The organism is Paenibacillus septentrionalis (assembly GCF_042659865.1).
In the GTDB taxonomy this organism is placed as follows: domain Bacteria; phylum Bacillota; class Bacilli; order Paenibacillales; family Paenibacillaceae; genus Pristimantibacillus; species Pristimantibacillus septentrionalis.
Genome location: NZ_JBHSTE010000001.1, coordinates 851,850 through 875,434, shown reverse-complemented (window position 1 = coordinate 875,434; position 23,585 = coordinate 851,850). Strand labels below are relative to the sequence as shown.

General features: G+C 44.5%; 25 protein-coding genes. 17 read left to right on the top strand and 8 right to left on the bottom strand.

From position 1 onward, the window contains the following. Positions 1-9 precede the first annotated feature (9 nt). Positions 10-1,032, bottom strand: a complete 1,023-nt coding sequence (locus ACFP56_RS04065) for a M23 family metallopeptidase (protein ID WP_379231385.1) — start codon at positions 1,030-1,032, stop codon at positions 10-12. A 167-nt stretch (positions 1,033-1,199) separates the two neighbouring features. On the opposite strand from ACFP56_RS04065, the gene lipA reads away from it, so the two are divergent. After that, a complete protein-coding gene (gene lipA / locus ACFP56_RS04060) occupies positions 1,200-2,177 on the top strand; it encodes a lipoyl synthase (protein ID WP_379231383.1) in 978 nt (325 codons plus the stop codon). A gap of 19 nt (positions 2,178-2,196) precedes the next feature. Further along, positions 2,197-2,913 carry a YutD family protein gene (locus ACFP56_RS04055; RefSeq protein ID WP_379231381.1) on the top strand — a complete coding sequence of 239 codons (717 nt, stop codon included), beginning with the start codon at positions 2,197-2,199 and terminating at the stop codon, positions 2,911-2,913. A gap of 80 nt (positions 2,914-2,993) precedes the next feature. Here ACFP56_RS04055 and ACFP56_RS04050 read toward each other — a convergent pair whose 3' ends face one another. Both ACFP56_RS04050 and ylbJ read right to left on the bottom strand, forming a co-directional pair. Next, a complete protein-coding gene (locus ACFP56_RS04050; RefSeq protein WP_379231378.1) occupies positions 2,994-3,794 on the bottom strand; it encodes an NAD kinase in 801 nt (266 codons plus the stop codon). A gap of 82 nt (positions 3,795-3,876) precedes the next feature. After that, the gene (ylbJ, locus tag ACFP56_RS04045) at positions 3,877-4,950 is read right to left on the bottom strand and encodes a sporulation integral membrane protein YlbJ (protein WP_379231376.1); all 1,074 of its coding nucleotides are present in this window, start codon (positions 4,948-4,950) and stop codon (positions 3,877-3,879) included. Positions 4,951-5,322: 372 nt separating this feature from the next. On the opposite strand from ylbJ, the gene ACFP56_RS04040 reads away from it, so the two are divergent. Beyond that, positions 5,323-5,706, top strand: coding sequence for a globin domain-containing protein (locus tag ACFP56_RS04040; RefSeq protein ID WP_379231374.1), 384 nt, complete (start codon positions 5,323-5,325; stop codon positions 5,704-5,706). A gap of 6 nt (positions 5,707-5,712) precedes the next feature. Then, positions 5,713-6,402: a DUF2225 domain-containing protein gene (locus tag ACFP56_RS04035; protein ID WP_379231372.1), complete on the top strand. Its 690-nt coding sequence runs from the start codon at positions 5,713-5,715 to the stop codon at positions 6,400-6,402. A gap of 99 nt (positions 6,403-6,501) precedes the next feature. On the opposite strand, the gene ACFP56_RS04030 is transcribed toward ACFP56_RS04035, so the two are convergent. Both ACFP56_RS04030 and ACFP56_RS04025 read right to left on the bottom strand, forming a co-directional pair. Then, complete coding sequence (locus ACFP56_RS04030; RefSeq protein WP_379231370.1) at positions 6,502-6,741, bottom strand: hypothetical protein; 240 nt, start codon at positions 6,739-6,741, stop codon at positions 6,502-6,504. Further along, on the bottom strand, positions 6,738-6,920 hold the full coding sequence (locus ACFP56_RS04025) for a YycC family protein (RefSeq protein WP_379231368.1): 183 nt from the start codon (positions 6,918-6,920) through the stop codon (positions 6,738-6,740). The genes ACFP56_RS04030 and ACFP56_RS04025 overlap by 4 nt, the downstream gene beginning before the upstream one ends. A 128-nt stretch (positions 6,921-7,048) precedes the next feature. On the opposite strand from ACFP56_RS04025, the gene ACFP56_RS04020 reads away from it, so the two are divergent. The 12 genes from ACFP56_RS04020 to ACFP56_RS03965 all read left to right on the top strand — a co-directional run bounded on the left by ACFP56_RS04020 (position 7,049) and on the right by ACFP56_RS03965 (position 20,120). Continuing rightward, positions 7,049-8,824, top strand: coding sequence for a M3 family oligoendopeptidase (locus ACFP56_RS04020; protein ID WP_379231366.1), 1,776 nt, complete (start codon positions 7,049-7,051; stop codon positions 8,822-8,824). 21 nt (positions 8,825-8,845) lie between these two features. Further along, positions 8,846-9,244: a nucleoside-diphosphate kinase gene (gene ndk, locus ACFP56_RS04015; RefSeq protein WP_379231364.1), complete on the top strand. Its 399-nt coding sequence runs from the start codon at positions 8,846-8,848 to the stop codon at positions 9,242-9,244. 153 nt (positions 9,245-9,397) lie between these two features. Next, complete coding sequence (locus tag ACFP56_RS04010) at positions 9,398-10,546, top strand: AAA family ATPase (protein WP_379231362.1); 1,149 nt, start codon at positions 9,398-9,400, stop codon at positions 10,544-10,546. Further along, the gene (locus ACFP56_RS04005) at positions 10,543-11,766 is read left to right on the top strand and encodes a CpaF family protein (RefSeq protein ID WP_379231360.1); all 1,224 of its coding nucleotides are present in this window, start codon (positions 10,543-10,545) and stop codon (positions 11,764-11,766) included. The genes ACFP56_RS04010 and ACFP56_RS04005 overlap by 4 nt, the downstream gene beginning before the upstream one ends. A gap of 30 nt (positions 11,767-11,796) precedes the next feature. Next, a complete protein-coding gene (locus ACFP56_RS04000) occupies positions 11,797-12,723 on the top strand; it encodes a type II secretion system F family protein (protein ID WP_379231358.1) in 927 nt (308 codons plus the stop codon). Positions 12,724-12,732: 9 nt separating this feature from the next. Next, positions 12,733-13,701 carry a type II secretion system F family protein gene (locus tag ACFP56_RS03995; protein ID WP_379231356.1) on the top strand — a complete coding sequence of 323 codons (969 nt, stop codon included), beginning with the start codon at positions 12,733-12,735 and terminating at the stop codon, positions 13,699-13,701. Positions 13,702-13,714: 13 nt separating this feature from the next. Next, positions 13,715-13,936, top strand: a complete 222-nt coding sequence (locus ACFP56_RS03990) for a Flp1 family type IVb pilin (protein ID WP_379231353.1) — start codon at positions 13,715-13,717, stop codon at positions 13,934-13,936. A 3-nt stretch (positions 13,937-13,939) separates the two neighbouring features. Then, the gene (locus ACFP56_RS03985; RefSeq protein ID WP_379231351.1) at positions 13,940-14,659 is read left to right on the top strand and encodes a TadE/TadG family type IV pilus assembly protein; all 720 of its coding nucleotides are present in this window, start codon (positions 13,940-13,942) and stop codon (positions 14,657-14,659) included. Between the two features lie 13 nt (positions 14,660-14,672). Next, positions 14,673-16,874 carry a hypothetical protein gene (locus ACFP56_RS03980; RefSeq protein ID WP_379231349.1) on the top strand — a complete coding sequence of 734 codons (2,202 nt, stop codon included), beginning with the start codon at positions 14,673-14,675 and terminating at the stop codon, positions 16,872-16,874. Then, positions 16,834-17,799, top strand: coding sequence for a TadE/TadG family type IV pilus assembly protein (locus tag ACFP56_RS03975; protein WP_379231347.1), 966 nt, complete (start codon positions 16,834-16,836; stop codon positions 17,797-17,799). Before ACFP56_RS03980 ends, ACFP56_RS03975 begins: the two co-directional genes overlap by 41 nt. A 61-nt stretch (positions 17,800-17,860) precedes the next feature. Continuing rightward, entirely contained in the window at positions 17,861-18,376 is a 516-nt protein-coding gene (locus ACFP56_RS03970) for an A24 family peptidase (RefSeq protein ID WP_379231345.1), read from the top strand. Positions 18,377-18,434: 58 nt separating this feature from the next. Further along, complete coding sequence (locus tag ACFP56_RS03965) at positions 18,435-20,120, top strand: DUF6382 domain-containing protein (protein ID WP_379231343.1); 1,686 nt, start codon at positions 18,435-18,437, stop codon at positions 20,118-20,120. Between the two features lie 264 nt (positions 20,121-20,384). On the opposite strand, the gene ACFP56_RS03960 is transcribed toward ACFP56_RS03965, so the two are convergent. The 3 genes from ACFP56_RS03960 to ACFP56_RS03950 form a co-directional block, all read right to left on the bottom strand. Continuing rightward, positions 20,385-21,053 (bottom strand): hypothetical protein, encoded by a 669-nt coding sequence (locus tag ACFP56_RS03960; RefSeq protein WP_379231341.1) that lies wholly within the window; start codon positions 21,051-21,053, stop codon positions 20,385-20,387. A gap of 142 nt (positions 21,054-21,195) precedes the next feature. Then, complete coding sequence (locus ACFP56_RS03955; protein WP_379231339.1) at positions 21,196-21,696, bottom strand: hypothetical protein; 501 nt, start codon at positions 21,694-21,696, stop codon at positions 21,196-21,198. A gap of 125 nt (positions 21,697-21,821) precedes the next feature. Then, positions 21,822-22,250, bottom strand: a complete 429-nt coding sequence (locus tag ACFP56_RS03950) for a DUF2621 domain-containing protein (RefSeq protein WP_379231337.1) — start codon at positions 22,248-22,250, stop codon at positions 21,822-21,824. Positions 22,251-22,434: 184 nt separating this feature from the next. Here ACFP56_RS03950 and ACFP56_RS03945 point away from each other — a divergent pair, with 184 nt between their 5' ends. After that, positions 22,435-23,556 (top strand): deoxyribonuclease IV, encoded by a 1,122-nt coding sequence (locus ACFP56_RS03945; protein WP_379231335.1) that lies wholly within the window; start codon positions 22,435-22,437, stop codon positions 23,554-23,556. Positions 23,557-23,585 lie beyond the last annotated feature (29 nt).

Sequence of the window (23,585 nt, the reverse complement as noted above, 5' to 3'; positions counted from 1 at the left end):
CGCGCTTCGCTATTTGCGAAGGCGTCTGCGCTCTTCATTTTCCCAGTGCTTAAGGCTTGGGTATGGATCGAATGCCCATTCCAGCAAGCCGCGATCACTATAGATGCCGTAATGCAGATGGGGTGGGAATTTCCCTGATGTTCCAGGCTTGCCATAACCGGAGCTGCCTACCCAGCCAATCACTTCACCCGGCTCGACAAGCTGTCCAATTTCCAGATCCTTTGTAAAGCCGGATAAATGGGCGTAGTAATGATAGTAGTTATTCAGATCGCGGATGCCGACTCGCCAGCCGCCATATCGATTCCAGCCCTTAATTTCTACTACCCCATAGCATGTGCTGCGAACAGGCGTACCATGTCCTGCGAAGATGTCGGTTCCTTCATGGATTCGGCGTCCTCCCCAGCCTCTGCGATCTCCCCAAGTGTCTCTATAGGAATAGGTTGAGCGCAACGGCAGAGGAAATGCATGCTCAAATAAATCCAGTTTATCGAATTTGCTGTATAATTGATGAAATTGCTGGATGCGCTGTACTGCTCTAGGATTTTGATAGTATTCCCATAGACCGATGGCCAGGTCTTCATCGGTTTTGCCAAATTGGCTGACTAAATGAATGACTGTATATAGCAAATCAATATCACTTGATCGACTTGCAACACCGTCACCATCGCCGTCACGTCCGACTCCTTCGAAAAAGGCGATTGAAACAAGCTCTTCATCGTTTTCATCTGGATTTAGAGGTCCCGCCCATTTTTGCTCGTTAATATACACACCTGTTAATTCTCCAAGCTTTGGTCTTACCTTGGGTTTTGCTCTTGTCATGGTTCGTTCGTACTGATCAATGGCTGCGATCCATTGCCAGGGAATATCTGTCATCACCGAAAGGCTATTATATAGCTCTAGGCGCTCTGCATAAATCTCTTCTGCGCTTTTTTCCTGTTTTTGTTTTTCATTAGCAGCGGCTTCAGGTAAAAAGTAGGCATACGCAGGAAGGAGAAGGACAACAATAAGCACGATGGATCGAAGCTTACTCAATTGGGATCATCCTTTCACAATTTCGTTAAGCTTAATGGTCCCCAAACGGCTTGAAAAATATCCAGCTTGTCATGGTTCTCAAGGAATATGCACTTCCAATCTTGGAATTTATGTTATAATAACTACAATGTCATTATCGAAAAGTAATTGAAAGCAGGTACTGTTTAATGAAACAAGACAAAAAATTGCAAAAGCCGGATTGGCTTCGAATTAAGCTGACTGCTGGCGAGAACTATACCGAAATTAAACAAATGATGCGTACGAAAACGTTACATACAGTATGTGAGGAAGCGCGTTGTCCCAATATTTACGAATGCTGGACAAATCGTACTGCAACATTCATGATTCTGGGAGATATTTGTACAAGAGCATGTCGTTTTTGCGCCGTTAATACAGGCTTGCCAACTGAATTGGATTTACAGGAGCCTGAACGCGTAGCAGAAGCAGCAGAGCAAATGGATTTGCGCCATTGTGTCGTTACATCTGTTGCTCGCGATGATCTGGCTGATGGGGGAGCATCAATATTTGCTGCAACTATTCGTGCTATTCGCAAAAGATTGCCGTTTTGCCGCGTAGAAGTGCTGATTCCTGATTTCATGGGAAATTGGGATGCACTGCAAGTCGTAATGGATGCCAATCCAGATATTCTTAATCATAATATTGAGACGGTTAGACGTTTGTCTGATCGTGTTCGTGCAAAAGCTAAATACGAACGTTCGCTTGAGCTTCTGAAGCGTGCGAAAGAGATGAAGCCGAAAATCCCTACCAAGTCCAGCATTATGCTCGGTGTAGGCGAGGAGCGGGAAGAGATTTTACAGGCAATGGATGATTTGCGCGCAGTCGATTGCAATATTTTAACGTTAGGTCAATATTTGCAGCCAACACCAAAGCATTTGCCAGTTGAACGTTATGTGCACCCCGATGAGTTTGTTGAGCTTAAGCAGGAAGGCAAAAACCGCGGCTTCCGACATGTGGAGTCTGGACCTCTTGTTCGAAGCTCCTACCATGCACATGAGCAAACTGATTCTGCTTATGCAGCAATTGAAGCAGATCAACCAAATATAAATACTATGTCAGAAGCAAACGATCAGTCTGAACAAAACGTGACGCCAACATCTGGTGCATGTTCCAGCATGCTGATCTAGGCTAAGGAGAGATGCTGCAATGGCATTAATTCATATTGCAAGTAACACATATGAATTAATTTTCGAGAACCGAAACGGCTGGAATGTCGAAGCTTTTCGTAATCGTTATAGTGAAGTTTTAGAACGGTATGATTATATCGTAGGAGATTGGGGCTACAACCAGCTGCGCTTAAAAGGGTTTTTCCGAGATGGCCATCAGAAAGCAACGAAGGATTCGACCTACTCCTATATGACCGACTATATTAATGAGTACTGCAACTTTGGTTGTGCGTATTTTATATTGGAGAAAAAGCAGGACAATGTGGAAGCTGGAGATGCTGAAGTCATCTTTATTGACGAGGTGGAATATACACGGCCTGTACCAGTATCGAAAGAATCGAAGGATAAGTCTGCGTCTATTTCTACGTCAGAAGAAGGAGCTTCGCCACAAAAAGAACAGCGAAGCAAACCGCGTCCTGCTCATCGTGATAAGCAAGGCCAAACTTCCGATTCGGAGACTGGCTCTGATAAACCGCGTCCACGTCATCAACGCAACCAAGGGAGCCAAAAACAGCATAATCAGCAGCAGGACAAGCAAGATAAAGAAGCTGCTCTAGATGCGAAGCAGGAGCAAAAAAAGGAAGGCAAATCGAAACGCAAAGAGCATTTCTATCGCAAGGGACGTTCAGGCGATCGAAAAGGCAAAGGAAACAAGCAGCCGCAAGCCGAGCGTGTTTCTACTTCCAGTGAATCATAATCCAAAAAGATCAAATTTTAGCAAAAAGGCACGACGGGGCTATCCGTCGTGCCTTTTGCTGTGGGAATCAACTATACGGTTTATTTGAGGGAATCGATACCGATAAATGCGTTTCGAACGCGATTCCAAAATGGAAATGGACGATAGCGTGCAAAACTAACTTTTTTGGAAGCGACAGCGCATTTGATCGAAACCACATCATCGAACATTTTTCCTAAGTGATCGACGTGAATTTGAATGCGTTGCTGCTTCATGCAAATAATATCGCAATAATGGTGCTTAGGCAGTAGAACCGATGAGCCGAGCGTTCGGTAAACGATATTGTTGATGGATGCAATTTCCGTTACTTGTAGCGATTCAATTGCCGGATGGACGATGGTGCCGCCCAAACTTTTATTATAAGCCGTACTGCCTGTAGGAGTGGAAATGACAATTCCGTCACCTCGGAACATCTCGAACTGTTCACCGTTAATATTGACCTGCGCAACCATTGTATTATCAACACCCTTAAGGGTGAACTCGTTTAAGGCAAAATAATTATATTGACCTGATTTTGTAACAAGCTCGATATTGGCGAGAGGATATTTCACGATTGCAGGCTCAATTGTACTCATTTTTTCAACAAGAAGCTCAAGCTCATTTGCTTTCCAATCGGCATAGAACCCTAGATGTCCCGTATGAATCCCAACGAAAGCAACAGAATCAATTTGCGCAATATAATGATGGAAGGCTTTCAATAATGTTCCATCACCGCCAATTGAAATAACGATATCAGGTTCTTGTTGATCATGCTGAAGACCTTTTCTCTCTGCTAATTCAATAAAGTTTTTGACTAATTGTTTTGATAGTGAATCTCCTCGGTCGACCACAGCATATTTCAATGACATAAACTCCTTTGCAAATTCCTGGTTCTTATATGAGCATAGCTGAAAAACGAACAATGTTCAAGAACGGAGGTTCAATCTATTTTGGACCAAGCCAGTCCCATAAAGCATATAGCAACATAACGGAGAGCACGCTATGTATGAATCGTGAAGCTAGAAAAGGCAAGTAACGAATCGTCGTTTGGCTTAGCAGGCTGGCAACCTGAGCATGCACAGACAATCCTCCCCAAGATAAAATCGCTACTGCAATAGCTGCTTGATGCTGAAGGGGTAGGGAAGCAAGACTTGCCTGCTGAGCGCCTAGCGTTACTTCAAATAAACCAGGGATTATTGCTTCAGCTACTGAGGGAGAAATTCCCAGCATATGAAATAGCTCTTGCAGGGCAATAATAAGCATAGTGAGTACCTGACCATCGGACAAAAGCTGTAGCACAACCGAAAAAAATACGACAAGTCCACCGACTACGATCATCATGCGAATTGCTGAGCTTATTGCCTGCTGCAAAATAACGGAAAAGGGGCGCCCGTCAAGCAATCTTGCTTGATGCATCGCTCGCATTGCTTGATGCAGCAATGTTTGCTTATAGCTAAAGCTTTTAATAGTTGCTGTAGGTTGCACTTCAGTTCGTTCACTGCGGCGATCATGAAATCTCATGAGTAACCCAATTAACAAAGCACCAATATAATGGGCCGCAGCAAGCACGACAGCAAGCTCTGCTTGGCCAAAAAAACCAATCGCGACTGCACCGATCAGAAAGATCGGATCAGAAGAGGTTGTAAAGGCAACGAGACGTTCACCTTCTCTTCGATTCAGCAGGTTTTGCTCATAGAGTTGAGCAGTCAGCCTTGCTCCTACCGGATAACCTGATATATAACCGAGTGTTACAACGAAACCGCCAATGCCAGGAATTCGAAAAACAGGTCGCATTAACGGATCTAGTATCTTTCCGAAAAAATGAACAACACCAAAGCCGAGCATCAGCTCAGAAATAACGAAAAATGGGAATAAGGCAGGGAAGAGCACCTCCCACCAAATTTCAAGTCCACGCAATGAGGCTGTTAAAGCTTGCGATGGAAACAGAACCATTAAAAATAAAATAATGAATGACAAATAGGCAACTAAAGCTAACGGATGCAGCATCTTTTTTATCATTGATATACGTCCTATCCTATAAGTTTGGTTTACTAGATGTATATGAAATAAAAAGTACAAGCATACCGCGAGTATTTAATAAAAAAAGAAAACGAATTCAAATTTTTATTCGGAAATTGTGTTATACTATAGATATATGAAATGATGGAGTGATGACTATGAGTATTCTAGCAGGAATTCTTGTATGCGCCTTTGTGTACGTGATCAGAGAAGCAATTTCCACCCCAGCCAATTCAAAAGATTACGATTATAAATAATTGATAGCTTAATGCTGCTTGGCGAGATGCCAAGCAGCTTTTTTGATTAGAGGACGGCGAAATCTGATTTTATTATGGTATAATGAAAGCCGATATATGGTAGGAGTTGATCACGATGTCACAGCAAAGTACGTATGAACAAATTGGAGGAGCTGACACGGTTCGCAAAATCGTGGAAGCCTTTTATCCAAAAGTTCAAAAGAACCCGGTAATTGGTCCGCTTTTCCCAGAGGATATTATGCCGGTTATGGAAAAGCAATATTTGTTTTTAACGCAGTTTTTTGGCGGACCAATGCTGTACACAGAGCAATATGGACACCCGATGATGCGTGCACGACATATGCCTTTCCCAATTACTGAATCTAGCGCTCAAGCCTGGTTAAGCTGTATGAAGGAGGCACTCTCCGAAATCAATATGTCTGAACCACTTCAGGCGCTTGTATTGGAAAGACTATCAGGACCTGCATATCATTTTATAAATACAGCCGAACAGGAGTGAATTCGAGTGGATCCCTTATATTTGTCTACTTCTGAGTGTCCTTGTTGTGAATCAACATTTAAGATTACGAGAGTTCGCCCTAGCTTTAAAAATCCATCAAGGACGGATACCGATTTTTGCGGATATTATAAAAACGGCATTAATCCAGATTATTATGTCATTAGGGTTTGTCCGCAATGCGGTTATGCGTTTTCTGAAAATGGCTCAAAGCGAATGAACGATGAGCAAAAAAATCGTTACTATCAAGAAATTGGCAAGCATTGGAGCGAGCAGTATTTTCACGGCGAGCGTACGATTGAGCAGGCACTTACCACATATAAGCGGGCTTTAATGATCGCTCAGCTTATGAATGAGGACCATCGATTAATTGCAGGGTTTTTACATCATATCGCGTGGTTGTATCGTTACATGGGACACGAGGAAAATGAACAACGCTTCCTTCGTTTCGCGCTTGAAAAATATATTGTTGTCTATGAGCATGAAACGAATAGCAATAAAAACGCACGGCTGTTATATATTATTGGAGAGTTGAATAAACGTGTTGGGAATTATCAAGAGGCCGTTAAATGGTTTTCACGTGTCGTGAATGATCAATCGATAATAGATGCGGGCATGATTCGTGCCAGTCGTGAGCAGTGGAAGGAAACTACTGAACTGGCAGCAGCAGAACGCGAGAAAGCGAAGAACGATGCTTAGCACATTGTGTGATTTTAAGTAAAAAGCTACAGACGCAACAAGCACATGCGGCATGTTGTGGCTGTAGCTTTTTTATTCTACTTCTACTCTATGTTATGATTAACGAAAAGAACGAACCTTGCTGTCAGCTAAAAAATAATCCTGATCAATATCAATGATCGTTAGCTTGGAATAGCAGCATGGGAAAATGAGCAGCTTTTTTTTACCGCTCTGGATGTCAGGCACTTCCTTCTTTTTCAGAGGGAGCAGAACCTGCTTCGCTTCGCAGAAAGGGCATTCCTCTACATAATAATCATTTAAAATCACTTCATAGGGCCATGTATTTTCAAAAGGAATCATGAATTAGACTCCTTTTCGTCGTCTGCATCTTCAGTTTTCGCCGCTTCAGGCTGCTGCTTGGCTAATTCAGCGAGCTTTGCGAGTACAATATGTCTAGGTGTGTGGACAAGCTGCTCTATGGGAATGACTAGCTCTTTGGCCAGCTTTATTGCCGTTTCAGGTGACAGCTGCTTCAACATGGTGTTGCACCTCCAAAATCGATATACTTAATGTTATACACCTAAGTGTGCCTGTTGGCAAATCGTTCTTGTTCTAAAACCAAGTTATAGATGGAAAAATAATAAAAATGTGAAATGAGGAATGAAGCATGACCTATAGCCTTCAATGGGAGCTTGATAGCATTTATGCAGGTGGAGCATCCTCACCTCAGCTTAAGCAGGAGCTTAAGCAAGCAGAGGAGCTAATTAGCAAGCTACGCGCCATGCTGAAGGAAGCGGATGCCTTACAGTATGACCGTGTTGTCGAGCAAACAAGGATTGTCGAGGAGGTTTTATCGATTCTGCGCGAGGCAGACTCCTTTACAGCCTGTTTAATGGCTCAAAATATGTTTGACAAGGAAGCGGTTTTGCTTAATGATCGCATGAAAAATTTAAGTGCTTCATATACCACGGTGCTTACAGAATATGATCGAAATTTGTGTGACATCGAAAATGAGCAATGGGAGAGATTTTTATCACAGCCAGAGCTTCAACCGCTCGCTTATAATTTAAATGAGCGTAGAGACCTGGCTAAGCATAAGATGGCGCCCGAATTGGAGGCGCTTGCTGCTGATCTGGCTATAGATGGCTACCATGGGTGGGGAGATTTCTACAATACGATTGTTTCAAGAATGACGTTTACAGCTGAAGATGGTAGTGAGCTTTCAGCCGGACAAATGTCCAACCGGCTGGATGATCGTGACCGCGAAAAGCGCGGTGCTGCCTTCGAGCAATGGGAGAAGGGTTGGCAGGAGCAGGCTGATTTACTTACAGATACACTTAATCATTTGTCAGGCTTTCGCTTGAAGCTGTATCAAAACAGGGGCTGGTCGTCCTACTTGGAAGAGCCGCTGCACATGAATCGAATGAGCGAAAAAACGCTGCAAGCGATGTGGCAGGCTGTAGAGAAAGGCAAGCAGCTGCTGATTCCTTATTTTAAGCGGAAAGCGAAGCTGCTTGGTGTAGATAAGCTGCAGTGGCATGATGTTGAAGCGCCGCTAGCCACAGCAAGCAGTACGATGAGCTTTGATGAAGCAGCAACGTTCATTATTGAGCAATTTGGCAGCTTTAGCAGTGAGCTAGCGGATTTTGCACAAGAAGCATTCGAAAAGCGCTGGATTGAAGCGGAGGATCGGCCTGGCAAGCGTCCAGGAGGCTTTTGCACTTCGCTGCCAAGAAGCAAGGAAACTCGTATTTTCATGACGTACTCTGGCACGGCTTCCAATGTGTCAACTTTAGCTCATGAGCTTGGTCATGCGTATCACCAGCATGTCATGAAGGATATGCCGCCGCTTACTCAGGAGTATGCGATGAATGTAGCGGAAACAGCTTCTACGTTTGCAGAGATGATTGTATCGGATCGTGCCCTGCAGCGTGCACAGAGCAAGGAGGAGAAGCTTGCACTGGTCGATGACAAAATTCAGCGAGCAGTTGCCTTCTATATGAACATTCATGCTCGCTTTATATTCGAAAGTGCTATGTATGAGAAGCGAGCAGAAGGTCCACTTACAACTGAGGCTTTGAATGAGCTGATGGTCGCGGCTCAGAAGGAAGCATTTCTTGATCAGTTATCACTTTATCACCCGCATTTTTGGGCGGCTAAGCTTCATTTTTATTTAACTGACGTACCGTTTTACAATTTTCCGTATACATTCGGCTACTTGTTCAGCGCAGGCATCTACAAGCGTGCCCTTAAGGAAGGATCAAGCTTTGCAGCGTCGTACGATGCATTACTGCAGGATACTGGACGCTTACAGGTAGAGGAGCTGGCGAAAAAGCATCTTGCTGTTGATCTGACAAAAACAGATTTCTGGGAAGAAGGCGCTTCGCTTGTCGCAGAGGATGTGCAGCTGTTTCTGACATTAACGGAAGAGAAGCTCGATTAGATAACCAAGGAGGAGATTATGATGGAAAGATCGTTTGTTATGATTAAGCCAGATGGTGTACGACGTGGGCTAATCGGAAAAATTGTTACTCGATTTGAGGAAAAAGGCTTCAAAATTGCTGAGGCGAGGCTGATGACAATTTCTGAAGAGCTGGCAAGCGTCCATTATGCACATTTGCAATCTAAGCCGTTCTTTGGCGAAATCATCGAGTATATAACGTCAGGTCCGGTATTCGCCATGATCGTTGAAGGACACGAGGCTGTACGCAATGCGAGAACGTTAATTGGCTTTACGAATCCGGTTGAAGCAGCGGCAGGTACGATCCGAGGCGATTTTGCGACGATTGTCGATTATAACGTTATTCATGGCTCGGATTCCGTTGAGAATGCGGAAATCGAAATTAAACGTTTCTTCGAGTAATCTTCTCATAAACAAGGGCTAAAACAGAGGTTGACATATATTGGATCAATGTGTTACATTTTGAAATAATAAGAAACGGAAGCACCGTATAGCCGCTGCCAGAAGCAGCGCGCTATGCGGTGCTTTTTTTTATGGATTTCAGGAGGGATTGCGATGAGTATCAATGCAGCTTTTATTGCCTCGGATATTGAATATGTCACACGTATGCTTAGTTATATGAAGGGAAGTCCGATTTATCATACGTGGCGAATGCAGCTGTATACGAATCCTGATCGTTTGCAGCATCCAGCCGAGCTGGATCGTGTAGAGCTAATTATGATCGAAGAGAAGCTGCTGCCCGCCTTCAAGGCACGGCTGGCGGCTGGCGGTGGACAGCTGGATGGCAGCAATTATATGACGAAGCATGGCGTTGTCCCCATTATTGTGCTTGTTGATGATCGAAGAGAGCTTGCAGAAGCAGAGCTATATAAGTATCAATCGGTTTCTTCTCTGCTCCATCAGCTGCAGCAGCGCTTTGAGCGAGTGAAAAGCGGCGAAGGGAAAAAGCTGCTTCGCAAGCAAGAGCAGCTTAGAACGATAGCCGTAAGCTCAGTGCTAGAGCAATGCGGCAAAACGATGATGGCCTTGCACCTGTCTGTACTATTGGCAAGCAAGGGCTATCGTGTGTTTTATTGCAACTTAGAGAAATGGAATGCAACTGATCGCTTGCTCACACAGCTCAAGCACCTTGGAAGAGGTTCTTATTCAGATCTGCTCTATCTGGTGAAAAGCAATAAATCACAAGCATCAGCATGGCTCAGTGAGCATGCATACCAGGATCCACATCTTCAATTTCATACGCTGCGGGCCTTTGAGCATGAAGCAGACCGAGCCCAGCTGTCATCTGACGATGCGAAAGAGCTGCTAAACACAATTGCTGCAAGTGGCTTGTATGATTTCGTTATTGTAGATATGCCTGCTGGGCTCGACAACTGGACAATCACCGTGCTGTCCGAGTGCGATATGCATTACGCCGTATTGCTTCCACAGCCATTATGGCTGCATAAGCATGATCTAGCGATGAAGGATGCGGAGCGCGAGTATCCTGAGCAGATGAGCGAGTTAAGCAGCAAGAGATGGCATGTGTTGAATGAGCCGTATGGATGCTGTCCACTCGATTCAACGATAGTATTTCATGAATACTTGCCTTATGTCGAAGAATGGCAAGTTGGTGAACCAAAGCTGCTCGGTTCTGTAAGCTATCGCGCAGCAATTGAACGCTGTGCACAGCATCTTCTGTATGCAGGGGAGAAGGCAGGATGATTGAGCAAGCTATCTATGAGTTAAGAGGCCAGTTGCGTGACAGCGATGTTTTTTCTCAGGCGATGACTGATGCAGAGCTGCGCCATTGGATCGAAGAAGCTGTACTAAGATGGAGCTCCAATCGGCATATTTCTACTGGAGACAAGCTGGCAATCGTGCGAGGACTGTTTCACAGCTTTCGCGGACTGGATATGCTGCAGCCGCTGCTGGACGATCGCAGCATATCTGAAATTATGATTAATAGTGAACAGGACATATTTGTAGAACGGGATGGCTATGTCAGCAAGCTGGATATGAAATTCGAAAGCAGAGAGCGGCTGGAGGATTTGATTCAGCAGATTGTGTCTCCGCTTAACCGTGTTGTGAATGAAGCGACGCCTATTGTGGATGCACGTTTGTCGGATGGATCACGCGTTAATATTGTACTGCCTCCTATCGCACTGAAAGGGCCATGTATGACGATACGGAAATTTCCGGAGCAGCCGCTTACGATGGAGCGACTGATGGATCGTGGAGCGATTACGAAGCAAGCAGCAGACTTTCTGAAGGTGCTGGTTCAAGCCAAATACAATATTTTCATTAGTGGCGGAACGGGCTCGGGCAAGACGACCTTTCTAAACGCACTGTCTAGCTACATTCCTGACGATGAGCGCATTATTACGATTGAGGATGCAGCAGAACTTCAAATTCGCGGAATTCCGAATCTGGTAACGCTGGAAACTCGTAATGCGAATACCGAAGGAAAGGGAGAAATCTCAATTCGTGAGCTTATTCGCGCTTCACTAAGGATGCGACCCAACCGAATTATTGTCGGCGAGGTCAGAGGCAAGGAAGCTCTTGATATGCTTCAGGCGATGAATACCGGTCATGAGGGCTCAATGAGTACAGGCCATGCCAACAATGTATGGGATATGCTGTCGCGCTTGGAAACGATGGTGCTGAGCGGAAGCGAGCTGCCGTTACCTGTTGTACGATCACAAATTAGCTCGGCAATCGATATTATGGTTCATTTAACTCGCTTTGCTGATCGAAGTAGAGGCGTTTATGCGATCAGTCAAATGATCGGACTGGACAATGGAGAAATTATTCTCCAGCCGCTCTTTCAATACGATGGCGATGAGCCAGACCGCAGTCAGCGCTTGAAACGATCTACGTACCCGCTCCACAGAACAGAGAAGCTTCAGCTTGCTGGACTAGCTTTGCCGGAAGAGGAACGCTGAGCGGAATCAACCTGGAAATGAGGTGATGGATTGAATAAGCAACGTATGGGAGATGCAGATCATTCGTTCAACACGAAGGTAGAATCAAGTTCGGCAACGAGCAATCGTTACTCAGCCGCAACACCGCAAGAATCATCTTTCACAAGCGAGCGAACCTTCTCCAAGCCGCGCGAGCCAACAGATCTGTCAAACAACCAGAAGACAACAGCTGTGAAGCTTGTTCATTATGATCAATACTCGCTATCACGGGCAGAGCTTGTGCAAAGCCTGGCTATATGGGGCGGATTAATTGTGTTGATCACGTATAGCTTTTATCAGTCAATCTGGTTTTCACTGCTGTTGACCCCACTTTCGATTCTACTCCTTTCTTATGATAAAAGGCGGCTCATTGCGAAGAGGAAGCAGCGCATGAAGCTGCAATTAAAGGATATGCTCATGTCTCTTGTTTCCTCGCTTGCAGTGGGACGATCATTGGAGAATTGCTTTGCGGTTGCGGGTGAGGATATGGCTATGCTGTATCCGCATTCTAATGTGGAGATGATGGCTGAAATCTCGATCATTAATCAACGGATCCGCAATGGGGAAGCGATTGAGCTTAGCCTGCAAAAGCTAGCTGAACGGGCGAATATCGAAGAGTTAACACAGTTCGTTGAAGCTCTGCAGACATGCAAGCGAAGCGGTGGCGATTTGCTGTCAGTCATGCGTCGTACAGCAGCAATGCTCAGTGATCAGATTACGATTGATAATGAAATACAAGTGCTGATCGCACAAAAGAAGCTCGAGGGACGAATGATGATGGCTGCCCCATTTGTATTATTACAATTTCTTCATTCGATGTCGCCTGATTATATGGCAGCTCTGCAAACTGGACTAGGTTATGTACTGCTTACACTCGTCTTGTTGTTCTTGCTGCTGCTGTTTTGGGTGATGGATAAAATAACAACAATCAGAATGTAGGTGAGCATTTTGTTAATTGCTGCTTCGATTTTAACAGCTTTGTGGCTGCTGCTGTTTCTTTCGGGAACAAGAGTGAGTCAACTCCCAGCTCCAGTATTTCTCGTACAGCTGGCACATATGAAGCAGGAAGCACAGGAGCGGCAGCAGGCTGCTTTAGGAAAAGAAGTGAGTGTCAGAACTGGAAGCAAAAAGCGCAAGAAGACCAAATCAACCCAGCCGCCCTCCAAAATAATCTACGTACCAGCTTATAAGCTGTATGAACTTGTAAAGGTTGAAACACGTTTCCCAATGGTCCTGCACATGCTGCATAGCTACCTGCTTCAATACTATCGCTATCAATGGAGCTTCGAGGCAACTGTTTATTTGGTCAATGAAGCAGTGGGAAAAGCGTTGCTTATTGCGGTTGCAGGCTGCTGGATCGCTTATGCCGCAGAGGAGTGGGCAATTGCATTAGTTGCAGTTCTGGTAGCAGTCGTTTCGGTATTACAGCTGTATCAAGGGACTAAGTCCGCACTTGCTCAGAGGAAGCGGGCAATGCTTACAGAGCTGCCCAAACTGTTAACGCAGCTAACGCTGCTGGTTGGTGCGGGTGAATCCGTTTTGCAAAGCTTTATCAAATGCATCAAAAGCAAGCAGGATAGCAAGCATCCGCTTTATGTGGAATGGAGAGAAGCGGTGATTGAACTAAATAATGGTGCCTCGTTTGCCAGTGTCATTGAAAAGCTGAACCGTAATTGTGCGCTCCAGCAAATGTCGATGCTGACGACCATTCTGCTGTTGAATGTTCGTAAAGGAGGTGAGCATTTTATATCGTCCGTGCAGGAGTTGAACTTGTCCCTCTGGGAGTCTCGCAAGACGGTTGCAAGACTAAAAGGGGAGGAAGCTTCCTCCAAAATGATCTTTCCGCTTGTTGGTATTTTGTTGTTACTGATGGTGCTTGTAGTAGCGCCTGCCGTTATGATGATGCAAATTATGTAGAGGAGAGCTAGATATGAAAAAACTATGGAAGCAATCGAAGGAAGGCATCGTCTCATTTTGGAGAAATGAGCAAGGAATCGGAACGCTTGAGATAGTGCTCATTATTGCTGTTGTCGTTATTATTTTTTTATTGTTCAAAGATTTTATTGTTGAATTTGTTGAGAAATTAGTCAGTGGTTCAGAGAATGAATTAAAGGAATCTTTTAAAAATGAGAGAAATGGAGCTTTTAACTAGCTCATGACATCATACTTATTCAAGTCTCGTTTACAGCAATGGCTTAAGCGATTTGCACTTAATGAGCACGGAGCAGCTACTCTGGAGGCAACACTTGTATTTCCGCTTATTATAGCAGTGATCGTCATTATGATGCTTGCAGCGGTCTATGCGTATCAGCTTGTCTATGTGCAATATATTAGCTTGACTGCAGCAGAGCGGGCGAGCTACCAGTGGGATGCCAGAGATCGAGAGTTTCATACAGCGCAGATTGAAGGGCTGCACGAATACGGATTATACGAGCATGAGTTGTCAATTATGCTGCTCAGAGGTCTGCTGCCCTTGCCGATATCAGAATGGAATAATGAGTTTACCGTATCTTCCTCTGCTGCGACAATGCAGCGAAACGGAAAGCTCCTCAACGATAAACTTGCTAAAACAGAAGCTTATCTCGTTGAAAATGGCGTAGGAATGGCTGGACGCATGAAGCTGTATCAGCATAAGCTTATGCCTCATATTTCGCTGGAATTAACGAGAGACATTGCCCCTTTATTTTGGCAGCAAAGTGAGCTGCTGCCTTCTCCTCATTACTCTGCACGATACGCGATACACGCCCCGACACAATTTATTCGAAATGTGGACTTGTTTCTGTACTATGCCAAACGTTTTGCATCCATGACGGATGACGATCGGCAAAAGTGGAAGAACGGAGGGAGAAGGGCGATAACGTCCTTCTCCTCCTAAAGGTAGGTGCTGAATGAAAGCTTTGTTTTTTCGATCAGATGGAACCGTGACCGTTTTTTGTGCATTAATCATGATGCTGCTTGTCGTATTTTTTATGGTGCTAATTGATATGTCACGTATTCTATTGTTCCAGCGAACGACTGAATCTGCTGTGAAGCTATCGGCACAATCTATGGTTTCTGCGTATGATCGCCAGCTCTATACGAAATATGGTTTGTTTGCAAGAGGTGGAACAGATAGTGAGCAGCTATTTAGACAAGCCTTGGAGCTGAATCTGATGAATAGTTTATCAGTGTTCTCATTTGATCAAGGCAGTGACTTCGCAGCAGCGAAGCTGGAGGACATAGCGGTTTTTCCAACAGAGTTTTTAGGACAGCATCAGGTGTTCGAACGTCAGGTGCTGGAAGAGATGAAGTATAAAGGCCCAATAGACTTTACAGTTGAGCTGTTGGAAGAATGGTTGCCCATACAAAGTGCTGTCGATAAAGCATCAGGTTTAATGGAGGTCATGATTGAATTGGAGCATTTGTTCAAGGAGCGCGAGGAGTTGCTTTTGCAAGCATTGACCAAACAAAAACAGCTGGGCAGCATCCTGACCTCCAGATTTAAGAGTTCAGTTGTTCAAAGCTCGCAAAGCACGATCAACAGCTATGGACAGTACATAGGCTGGATCAAACAGCAGGATGATATCTTAAAAGAAATCAACGATTCGTTAGAAGAAATCGAGCCTGAAGCACTTGAAAAACTGTATGATCGCTTGGATCGATACGGCTCTCAAATTAGCTCCTATCAACGAACGGCAAGCAATGTTGTGCAAGCTATTAGGGAGGAAGGAAATCAGCTTCCCGAACGTGCTAGTAGGCTGGCAGATGAGATAGACAATCATATTCAAGCTGCATCAGCGCTGGATAGAACCATTTCCATCAAGTATGAATTGTACTTGAAACAGCATAACCGGCAGCCTTCGGGAGCTAATCAATTAGACCAAGAGCTGAATGAGCTGCAGTTTGATGACACGATGATCCGTGGAGAGAACTTCTTTAGGCAGTACCGTAGTGCAATCCAGACACAGCTAGCTGAAGCGACAGCAATTGTATCAGATGGTATAAGCTTGGCCGATATGATTCAGGCTTTAGTAGATCGTCCGAATACAAGCACTGCTAATAGCAGAGAGCTTAGTTCTGCTTCCGAATTGCGAGAACAACTGAAGCAGCATATTGAAAGCTACCATACTGATTATTCGACCAATGGTGCTAAAATCGCACATTGGGAGAGCAATATTAATCAGCAGCAAGAGGTAATCTCTCAGCTTGCGCAATACGAGCAGCAATTTAAAGAAGAGCTGGATGCATTTGAAGCGTTAAAATCGTTATTCCAGTCTGGAGAAAAGCTTCAAGAGGCACAGGCTGACTATGACGCATTGCACAGCCGTTATCGAACTAATGCCGAGCGCAATGCAGAACAAGCCTCAGCTGGTATTGAAGCATCTACATTGTCAGGCAATGGAAAGCAGCAGGCACAGCAATCTACAGCACAGCTTTCAAAAGTGATGGGCTTGATGGCGCAAGCTGCAACGAATGTTCGAAATGAAATCTATTTGAATGAATTCATTCTAGGGAAATATGCCTTGTTTCCGTTAGGGGAAATATCTCTATCAGAAGGTGAATTATCGTCTGAGCTGTTTCAGGCTTCAAAGCAAGAAGTGGAGTATATTCTGTATGGTGTTCATAAGCCGCTGGCGAATGTGCTGCTCGCTTATGGTGAAATATTCGCAGTGCGTTTTGCTATTCGAACGATAGAAGGATTCGTTGCTAATCGTGGACTAACTCATCCTTTGCTAATATTGGGGGCTGCCGTTGCTCATGGTATTAGATATGCTGTTCAAGATATGAATGAGCTTATGAAGAATGGCAAAACAGAGCTATCCAAGTATGTACCTATTGATGTTAGCTATGAGCAGTATTTGCGGTTGTTTTTACTGCTTCATTTTGGCAATAAGCCAGCAAAGCTTTCTAGAATGATCGCGGTTATAGAACAGAATACAGGACTGTCGCTGCTACAGCTTCCAACTTCCCTCACAGCTTCAGCCCAGCTGTCCATGAAGCTGTGGCTCCTTCCAGAAATCGCGAATGCATTAATAGCACAAAGTGCGACAGGTAGTGAGGTTGAAGGGAATGTTTATAAAAAAATGGAAATGGTCACTGCGTCATATTAAAAGATATAGATCCGAACTTCGACTTGAGGATGGATCAATCACGTTTGAGGCTGCACTGGTCATGCCCATATTCATTGCTTTTTTATTTGTGTTTTACGTAGTTATTATGGCAATTTCAGCGCAAATGACGCTGCAGCATATAGCCTCACAGTCGGCACAAAAGCTTGCCAACTATATGCACCCCGCGGGACTTGCTGCGGATTATTTGAATGAACGGCTAAACGCTAACGAGCAGGCTTCGTTCGGTGATGCAACAGAGGGAGTCTCTGAGCTTGTGTATGAGCTTGGCGAGCTTCTGCCACACCCGCTTGATCAGCTGCTTAAGGAAGGGGCTAAGGGGAATTTTTGGCCGGCGGCTAATCTTGCGACTACTGTGCTTGGAAGAGAACTGTTGGAGGGAGTCATCATAGGTGACAATCATTATGCGTTTCTTGATAAGGAGCAAATTAAGCTTGTTTATTTGCAGCTTCCTGATTTGGTACACTACACCGACCATAATGTCATCGTCGCTCTACAGTATGATTTGCCCTTCTCACTTCCGTTTTTTGGTCATCGTTTATCAGTACGTGAACAGGCGATGCAGCGCGTGTGGCTTCCAGATTCGCAATCGGCTTCATTTTCTATTGAAGATGAACAGGACGCTTATATTTACGTTACCTCTATAGAGCCAAATCCGCTTAAACCTGGAAGAAAGGCAACCGTTAAGGCTGTAACGCTTCCGAATTCGTCGATATCTCTAGAAGTGGTCTATAAGAGCGGCAGTAGCGTAGCGAAAAATCTAGGGACAACAACCTCGAATGATAAGGGTGAAGTCGAATGGACCTGGCATGTCTCAGGAAACACAACACCAGGCATGTGGACACTTCGATTAAAATTGACAGAGCCTGAATATAGCCTGGAGCAGCCTTTTCAAGTTAAAAAGTAATAGCTTTGCATTGCTTCAGCTAAATCTCACAATGCTGCAAGGGAAAGGAAGAATACGACACATGATGATTCATTTATGGCTGGCCGTTGGGACAGCGGCGATTGCCCTATACTATGACGTGACTTATTTTCGAATACCAAATTGGCTTGTGCTTGGCAGTTTGGCAGCAGGCTTGCTCACACATGGCGTGATGGATGGAGGGGCTGGTTTAGCAGCCTCGCTTCTTGGTCTTGTGACAGGCTTTATCCCTATGCTATTGCTATTTTTGTGCAAGGGCATTGGAGCTGGAGACGTCAAGCTGTTCGCTGCGCTTGGCTCACTATTAGGAGTATCGTCTATCGTGCAGCTAATGGTGCTGTCCTTTATTTTTGGCGGCGTTATTTCTCTGCTGCTGCTTGGTTATCAGGCGATATTAAAAATAATGAAACGACGCCATTATTATTCGAATGCATTGCTTGTTGAAGTGCCTGCATCTGAAAGGCTCATGCTGCTTGGGGTGTTCAAGCTGCACCAATTTCCCTTTATGCTGGCTGTTGCGCCTGCGATGATGATTGTTTGGTTGTTTCCTGGGGGATAGGATAAGTCTAAAAGAAAAGGAGGGGCTGCTATGATATGGAACTGCAGCGTGCAGCTTATTGGCAGCAAAATTAATCGTGATGCGATCTATTCATATTGATTTTACAAATTATAACGGACATCAAATGACGATTTCAGGCAAAGAGCCGTTTCATCGTCATGAATTGCATGAGCTGGAACTTAATATGTTAAGCGATAATACGATTCATACGCTGTTGTCGATGAGTTGGCTAGAGGTAGATGATCGTATCAGCTTTAATTATGAAATTAATGGCTATCGTCTGATTACACATGTTCTCAGAACAGAACAGCTAACGATGAAGCAATATTATAGCTTGCTTCTTTCCATCGCGGATGGTTTGGCTACTTGCTATGACTATATGCTGAGGCCGCAGTGCTGCATGCTGGATGAACAAGTGATGTATATCGATGATACGAAGGAACGCATTGGTTTGGCTTACTTGCCACTCAGGCAGCCATTATCGGATCAGCTTGGACAGAGTTTGCTGCTGCTAGCCGTTCGCTGGTCGAGTCTGGTTGCCGATCTGGATACGGCAGGCTACCATAGAATTTTACAGCTCCTTTCTGCAGCCGAGCTTCCGATTCATCCGCTGCGACAGCTGTTGCTTGATCTCATTCATGAACAAACGCAAACTTCAGTGAAGCAGAGCTTACATGACCGTAAAGTAAATGAAAAGCTAGCTTCCGCTATGGATCAGGAAAGCTTCAGAGCTGTTCATTCCTCGCAGCACGTCCCATCTTCTCGAACAAACCACGGGGAGGAGGCGCATAAGAAGAGAAAGCTGCAATTAGCGGAAGAAAATGAGGCGCAACATCAAGATCAGCAAGAGGTACAGAATCAGCTGCTGAGCAAGCAGCATCGTGTCCGCACGATCTTGGAAAGCTCAGAGCCACCTGCTTTTAAGCATATTGAGGAATTAGAGGATGATGAGCTGGAACTGGAAGAGGAAGACGATGCTGCAAGCTTGACATGGAAGCATGCTGCGGTGGCTGTATTAATTGTTGCCGCAATTGGCCTGTCGTGGTTCACGCTCTATGCTGAGAAACGGAGCTTGGATCAATTGCTTCTCTGCAGCGGCATCACAATCGGCTTGCTGGCTCTTTTAGGTTTGCTTTTATTTAAGCCTATCAAGACATGGATGGATACGAGAGGACTAGATGAACCGATCTCGTTTGAATTGATGACGGAACATGCTGTACACGCATCTTCTCGCTTGCAGTCGCTTCAGACAGCAGTAGAGGAAGGTGTGCCAAAGCAAGTCATGGCGCAGCCAGCAGCTCCTTCATCTGTTTCGGAAGGAAAGCCACACTCAGCTCTTCATGTTGGAACAGCAGCTAACCAGCCTAAAGTGACTCCTAAGAGCCATTCGTTAGCAACGGTCCAATTGGATGAATTTCATGCTACGGTGATGTTAAATCAACAGCCTATGCTCGTTCGCACGCTGCACGGCAAGCAAGAGAATATAATGCTTGGCGACGCCCCTTTTCTCATCGGTCGTGCTGAGGAAGGCGTCCACTATCAGGAGGAGGCCAAAGGCGTGTCGCGCGTCCATTTGGAGCTGGAGTGGAGGCAGGGAAGGCTTGAAGTCAAGGATGTTGGCTCACGTAATGGTACGTATTTGAATGGTCAGCTTATGGTTGCCTATAAAGTGTACTCGTTGCAGGCAGGGGACAAATTGCAGCTTGCCAGTCAAGAGGGGCCTGTGTATGAGTTTGTGAGCTAATTGACATCCTCCTGAAACATAAAAACATATAAATACTCTGATGATTGGTCAAAATGGTTAAAATAAATAAAACAAAAAATAGATAACACTAAAAACGTCAAGTCTAGACTCCATTTGGGAGGAGTTGAACTTGACATTTCTTTAGAAATCATTCAATCCTGCGTTATTGTGCTGAGCTATATGTTGCGATGATGGAATTTATAATTGAGGACTATGCACCATTGAGAGAAAAAGGATTTTTTTGCAGCTTAATAAATTGTTGGATTACTCATTATCGAGGTATGTTTCAATTAAATCAATGAACAAGTCTTCATAAACAATTTGAATTATTCTGCCTGTTTCAGATTGCGAACTCAAACTCTGGCTAAGCGAGACAGTTTCAATGGAACGCAGTTGCGGGGCAGGATATGCTGCTTTTTCCAATAGACCATTCCCTAGATCAGCATACATACCGGTTTCTTCTCCATAAATCCAAAATGTAAGAGGCTGTTCGACTGTATCGGTATGCTTTAGAAACAAAATGTGCTCACTGCCTTCCTGCAGGATATCATTGTTCTCAAATAACCATTTGCTATTGCCCTTCTGCAAAACCTGGATGGAAGTTAACGGGTCATTCCCTTTTATTACGTTTAGAATACTTGCTTCTAATAAGGTTTTCGGTGAAGGCTCATCGAATTCATCTAATAGTTTTCCTATTTTCACCTTTGCAATTAGGTCTGCGTCGATAATTTGATCCTCGAATTCAATATGCAGAAGTTCGGCTTCAACTGCCTTTTTGGTTATGTCCTCAGTTGCTATTACTTCAGAATTATGATGTGCTTGATGTGTTTGATATGGTTGGAAAATAAATGTGGCTGCAAGGATACTGAATGCTGCGAAGTACAAAATAGACTTCATGGTAAATGCCCTCCAAGCTAAACGCAATGGTTTCATTCCTGCCAGCTGACGCACACTGTGAACAATGTAGAACGAAAAAACGTCACGTTCAGGCTCCTATAGCTTAAACGTGACGTTTTTTGTTTCGATCATATGCTGTTTATTTCGTATAGTATGGATTGATGGTTAGATTAAAGCATTACTTTTTCTCAATGCTTTTCAGCCACAACTGCTTAGCTCCAAGATCTTCAATCGTTTTCTCTACATATTCAAACGTTACGGCTTCGTTTCCTGCGTAATCCGTAATAATATGCTCTAGCGTATCATCGATTTGGAACATGAGATAGTCGTTATCTACTTTAATTTCAACACTATGATTATCGGCAGCTCCGATATAGATACCTTCAGCTGATAGAACATCACTGTAGCTCACGTTGCCATCTGTATCGCTTGCATCTCCATTTCCGTCATTGCCTGATCCCTGTTCGTCTTGATCTGGCGTAGGCGTACCAGGATCCAAAGTACCTGTTCCATCAGGCAGGTTATCAGAAGGAATCGAGCCTTGATCAGTCTGCTCTGTGTCTGGCGTGGCAGTTGGCGTAATGGTTGTGTTGTTGTCGCTACAAGCAGCAAGCATAAGGGCAAGAAGAATTGCACTTGTAGTTGTGGCTGTGCGTTTCATTTTACTTTTCCATTTCATTGAATAGCCACCTCCTAAAACTTTTCATGACCATCTGAATATACTTTTATGTTCAACATGAAAAGTACATCATAAGCACAGTCTACTGTTATATACGCATATCAGGCCGAAAAGGTTGCGTTTCGCTATTTATTAATTAAATGCTCATAGCGTTTATAATCGATCTGCTTCTTGTTCAAAAAGGCAACTAGGCTCTTATAATCGCGCTTCGGCGTTGCTCGTATGTAGCCTTCAATACAGTGATCTCTTGTTACTTCCTTCGCTCCGCTTTCGATGGCAACTTGTCCAATTCGAGCAGCGATGGAATGTGATGCGATGTCACGGAATGGAGTAGGAACTGGTGAAACCAGCTCGGCTAGAAATGCCTTGGATTCATCTGTCCACATATGCCGGCTCGATTCAACCCAATAGTTTTGCCAGTCTAATTTCGACTTGCCATCGCCCATCGGCATGATTTTCAAAAACTTACGAAACATGAAGAATCCACCGATACCCATGGCGACGAGCATTACGATCGCCCAAAATATAATGAAATACATAAACCAGTCGTACATATGGAAGTTCACCTCGACAAAAATTTGCTCGTTCTAATAGATATTATAGCCTGAAATGTGCGCGATGGGCACCTTTTTAGCTAGAATCATTGAAAGTTGGGAAAGATGTAGCAAGATAGCTTGCGGAATGCTGTAGGCTTGCACTACAATAAAGTGTGATTAACCTCAGAAGGAGAGTTAAAATATGTTGAAAATCGGTTCCCATGTGTCGTTTTCAGATAAAGGTCTGGTAACGGCGGTTAAAGAAGCTGTTTCCTATGATTCTAGCACCTTTATGATCTATACAGGCGCACCGCAAAATACGCGCCGCAAGCCTATTGAATCATTGTATATCGAAGAAGGCAAAGCTTTGATGGAGCAGGCAGGCATTAACGAAATTGTTGTACATGCCCCTTACATTGTCAATCTTGGTTCATATAAGGAATCCACCTATGAGCTGGGCGTGACGTTTCTCCAAGAAGAAATTCGCCGTACTGAATATATTGGGGTAAAAAATATTGTGCTTCATCCGGGCGCTTATACAGATAAGGATGCTGCTTACGGCATTGCTCGTATTGCAGAAGGACTGAATGAAGTATTGTCTGGAACCTCAGAAACAAGTGTAAACATCGCACTTGAGACGATGGCTGGCAAAGGCACGGAGGTTGGCCGTACGTTCGAGGAGATTGCGCAAATTATCGAGAAGGTGGAGCATAACGAGCGTCTAACAGTCTGTCTTGATACCTGCCATATTCACGATGCAGGCTATGATATTGTGAACGATCTGGATGGTGTGCTGCAGCAATTTGACGATATTGTAGGTCTTGATCGCATCGCGGTTGTTCACATTAATGATAGCAAAAACAGTATTGCGGCGCACAAGGATCGTCACGCGCCAATTGGTTCGGGCTATCTAGGGTTCCAAACGATTCACAATGTTGTTCACCATGAAGCACTGAAGGGCAGACCATTTATTCTGGAAACCCCTTGGATTGGCAAGGATGCTAAGCGAACAGCACCAATGTATGAGATTGAAATTGCTTTGCTGCGTGGTGATGTATCTTCACATTTCGGTCCGCAGTTTGTTGAGGATCTCGAGCGTTTGAAGCATTTCTTTGCCAGTCAGGATATCGATCCGAATCAATTTACGGCAAGTACATGGGATCTGCTCAAAAGCGATGCCAAGGCGAAAAAGGCTGATCCGCGCGAGCCGCTGGAGCGCTTGTATGATCTAATAATAGAAGGTAAAGCGCTGAGCGCTGATTTGTCAGAAAGCGAAGTTAACCAACGCTTGATCGCAGTATTGTCAGGTTTGGATAACTTCTAGGGCGTATCTGTAGGTGCAATTCTTAGACA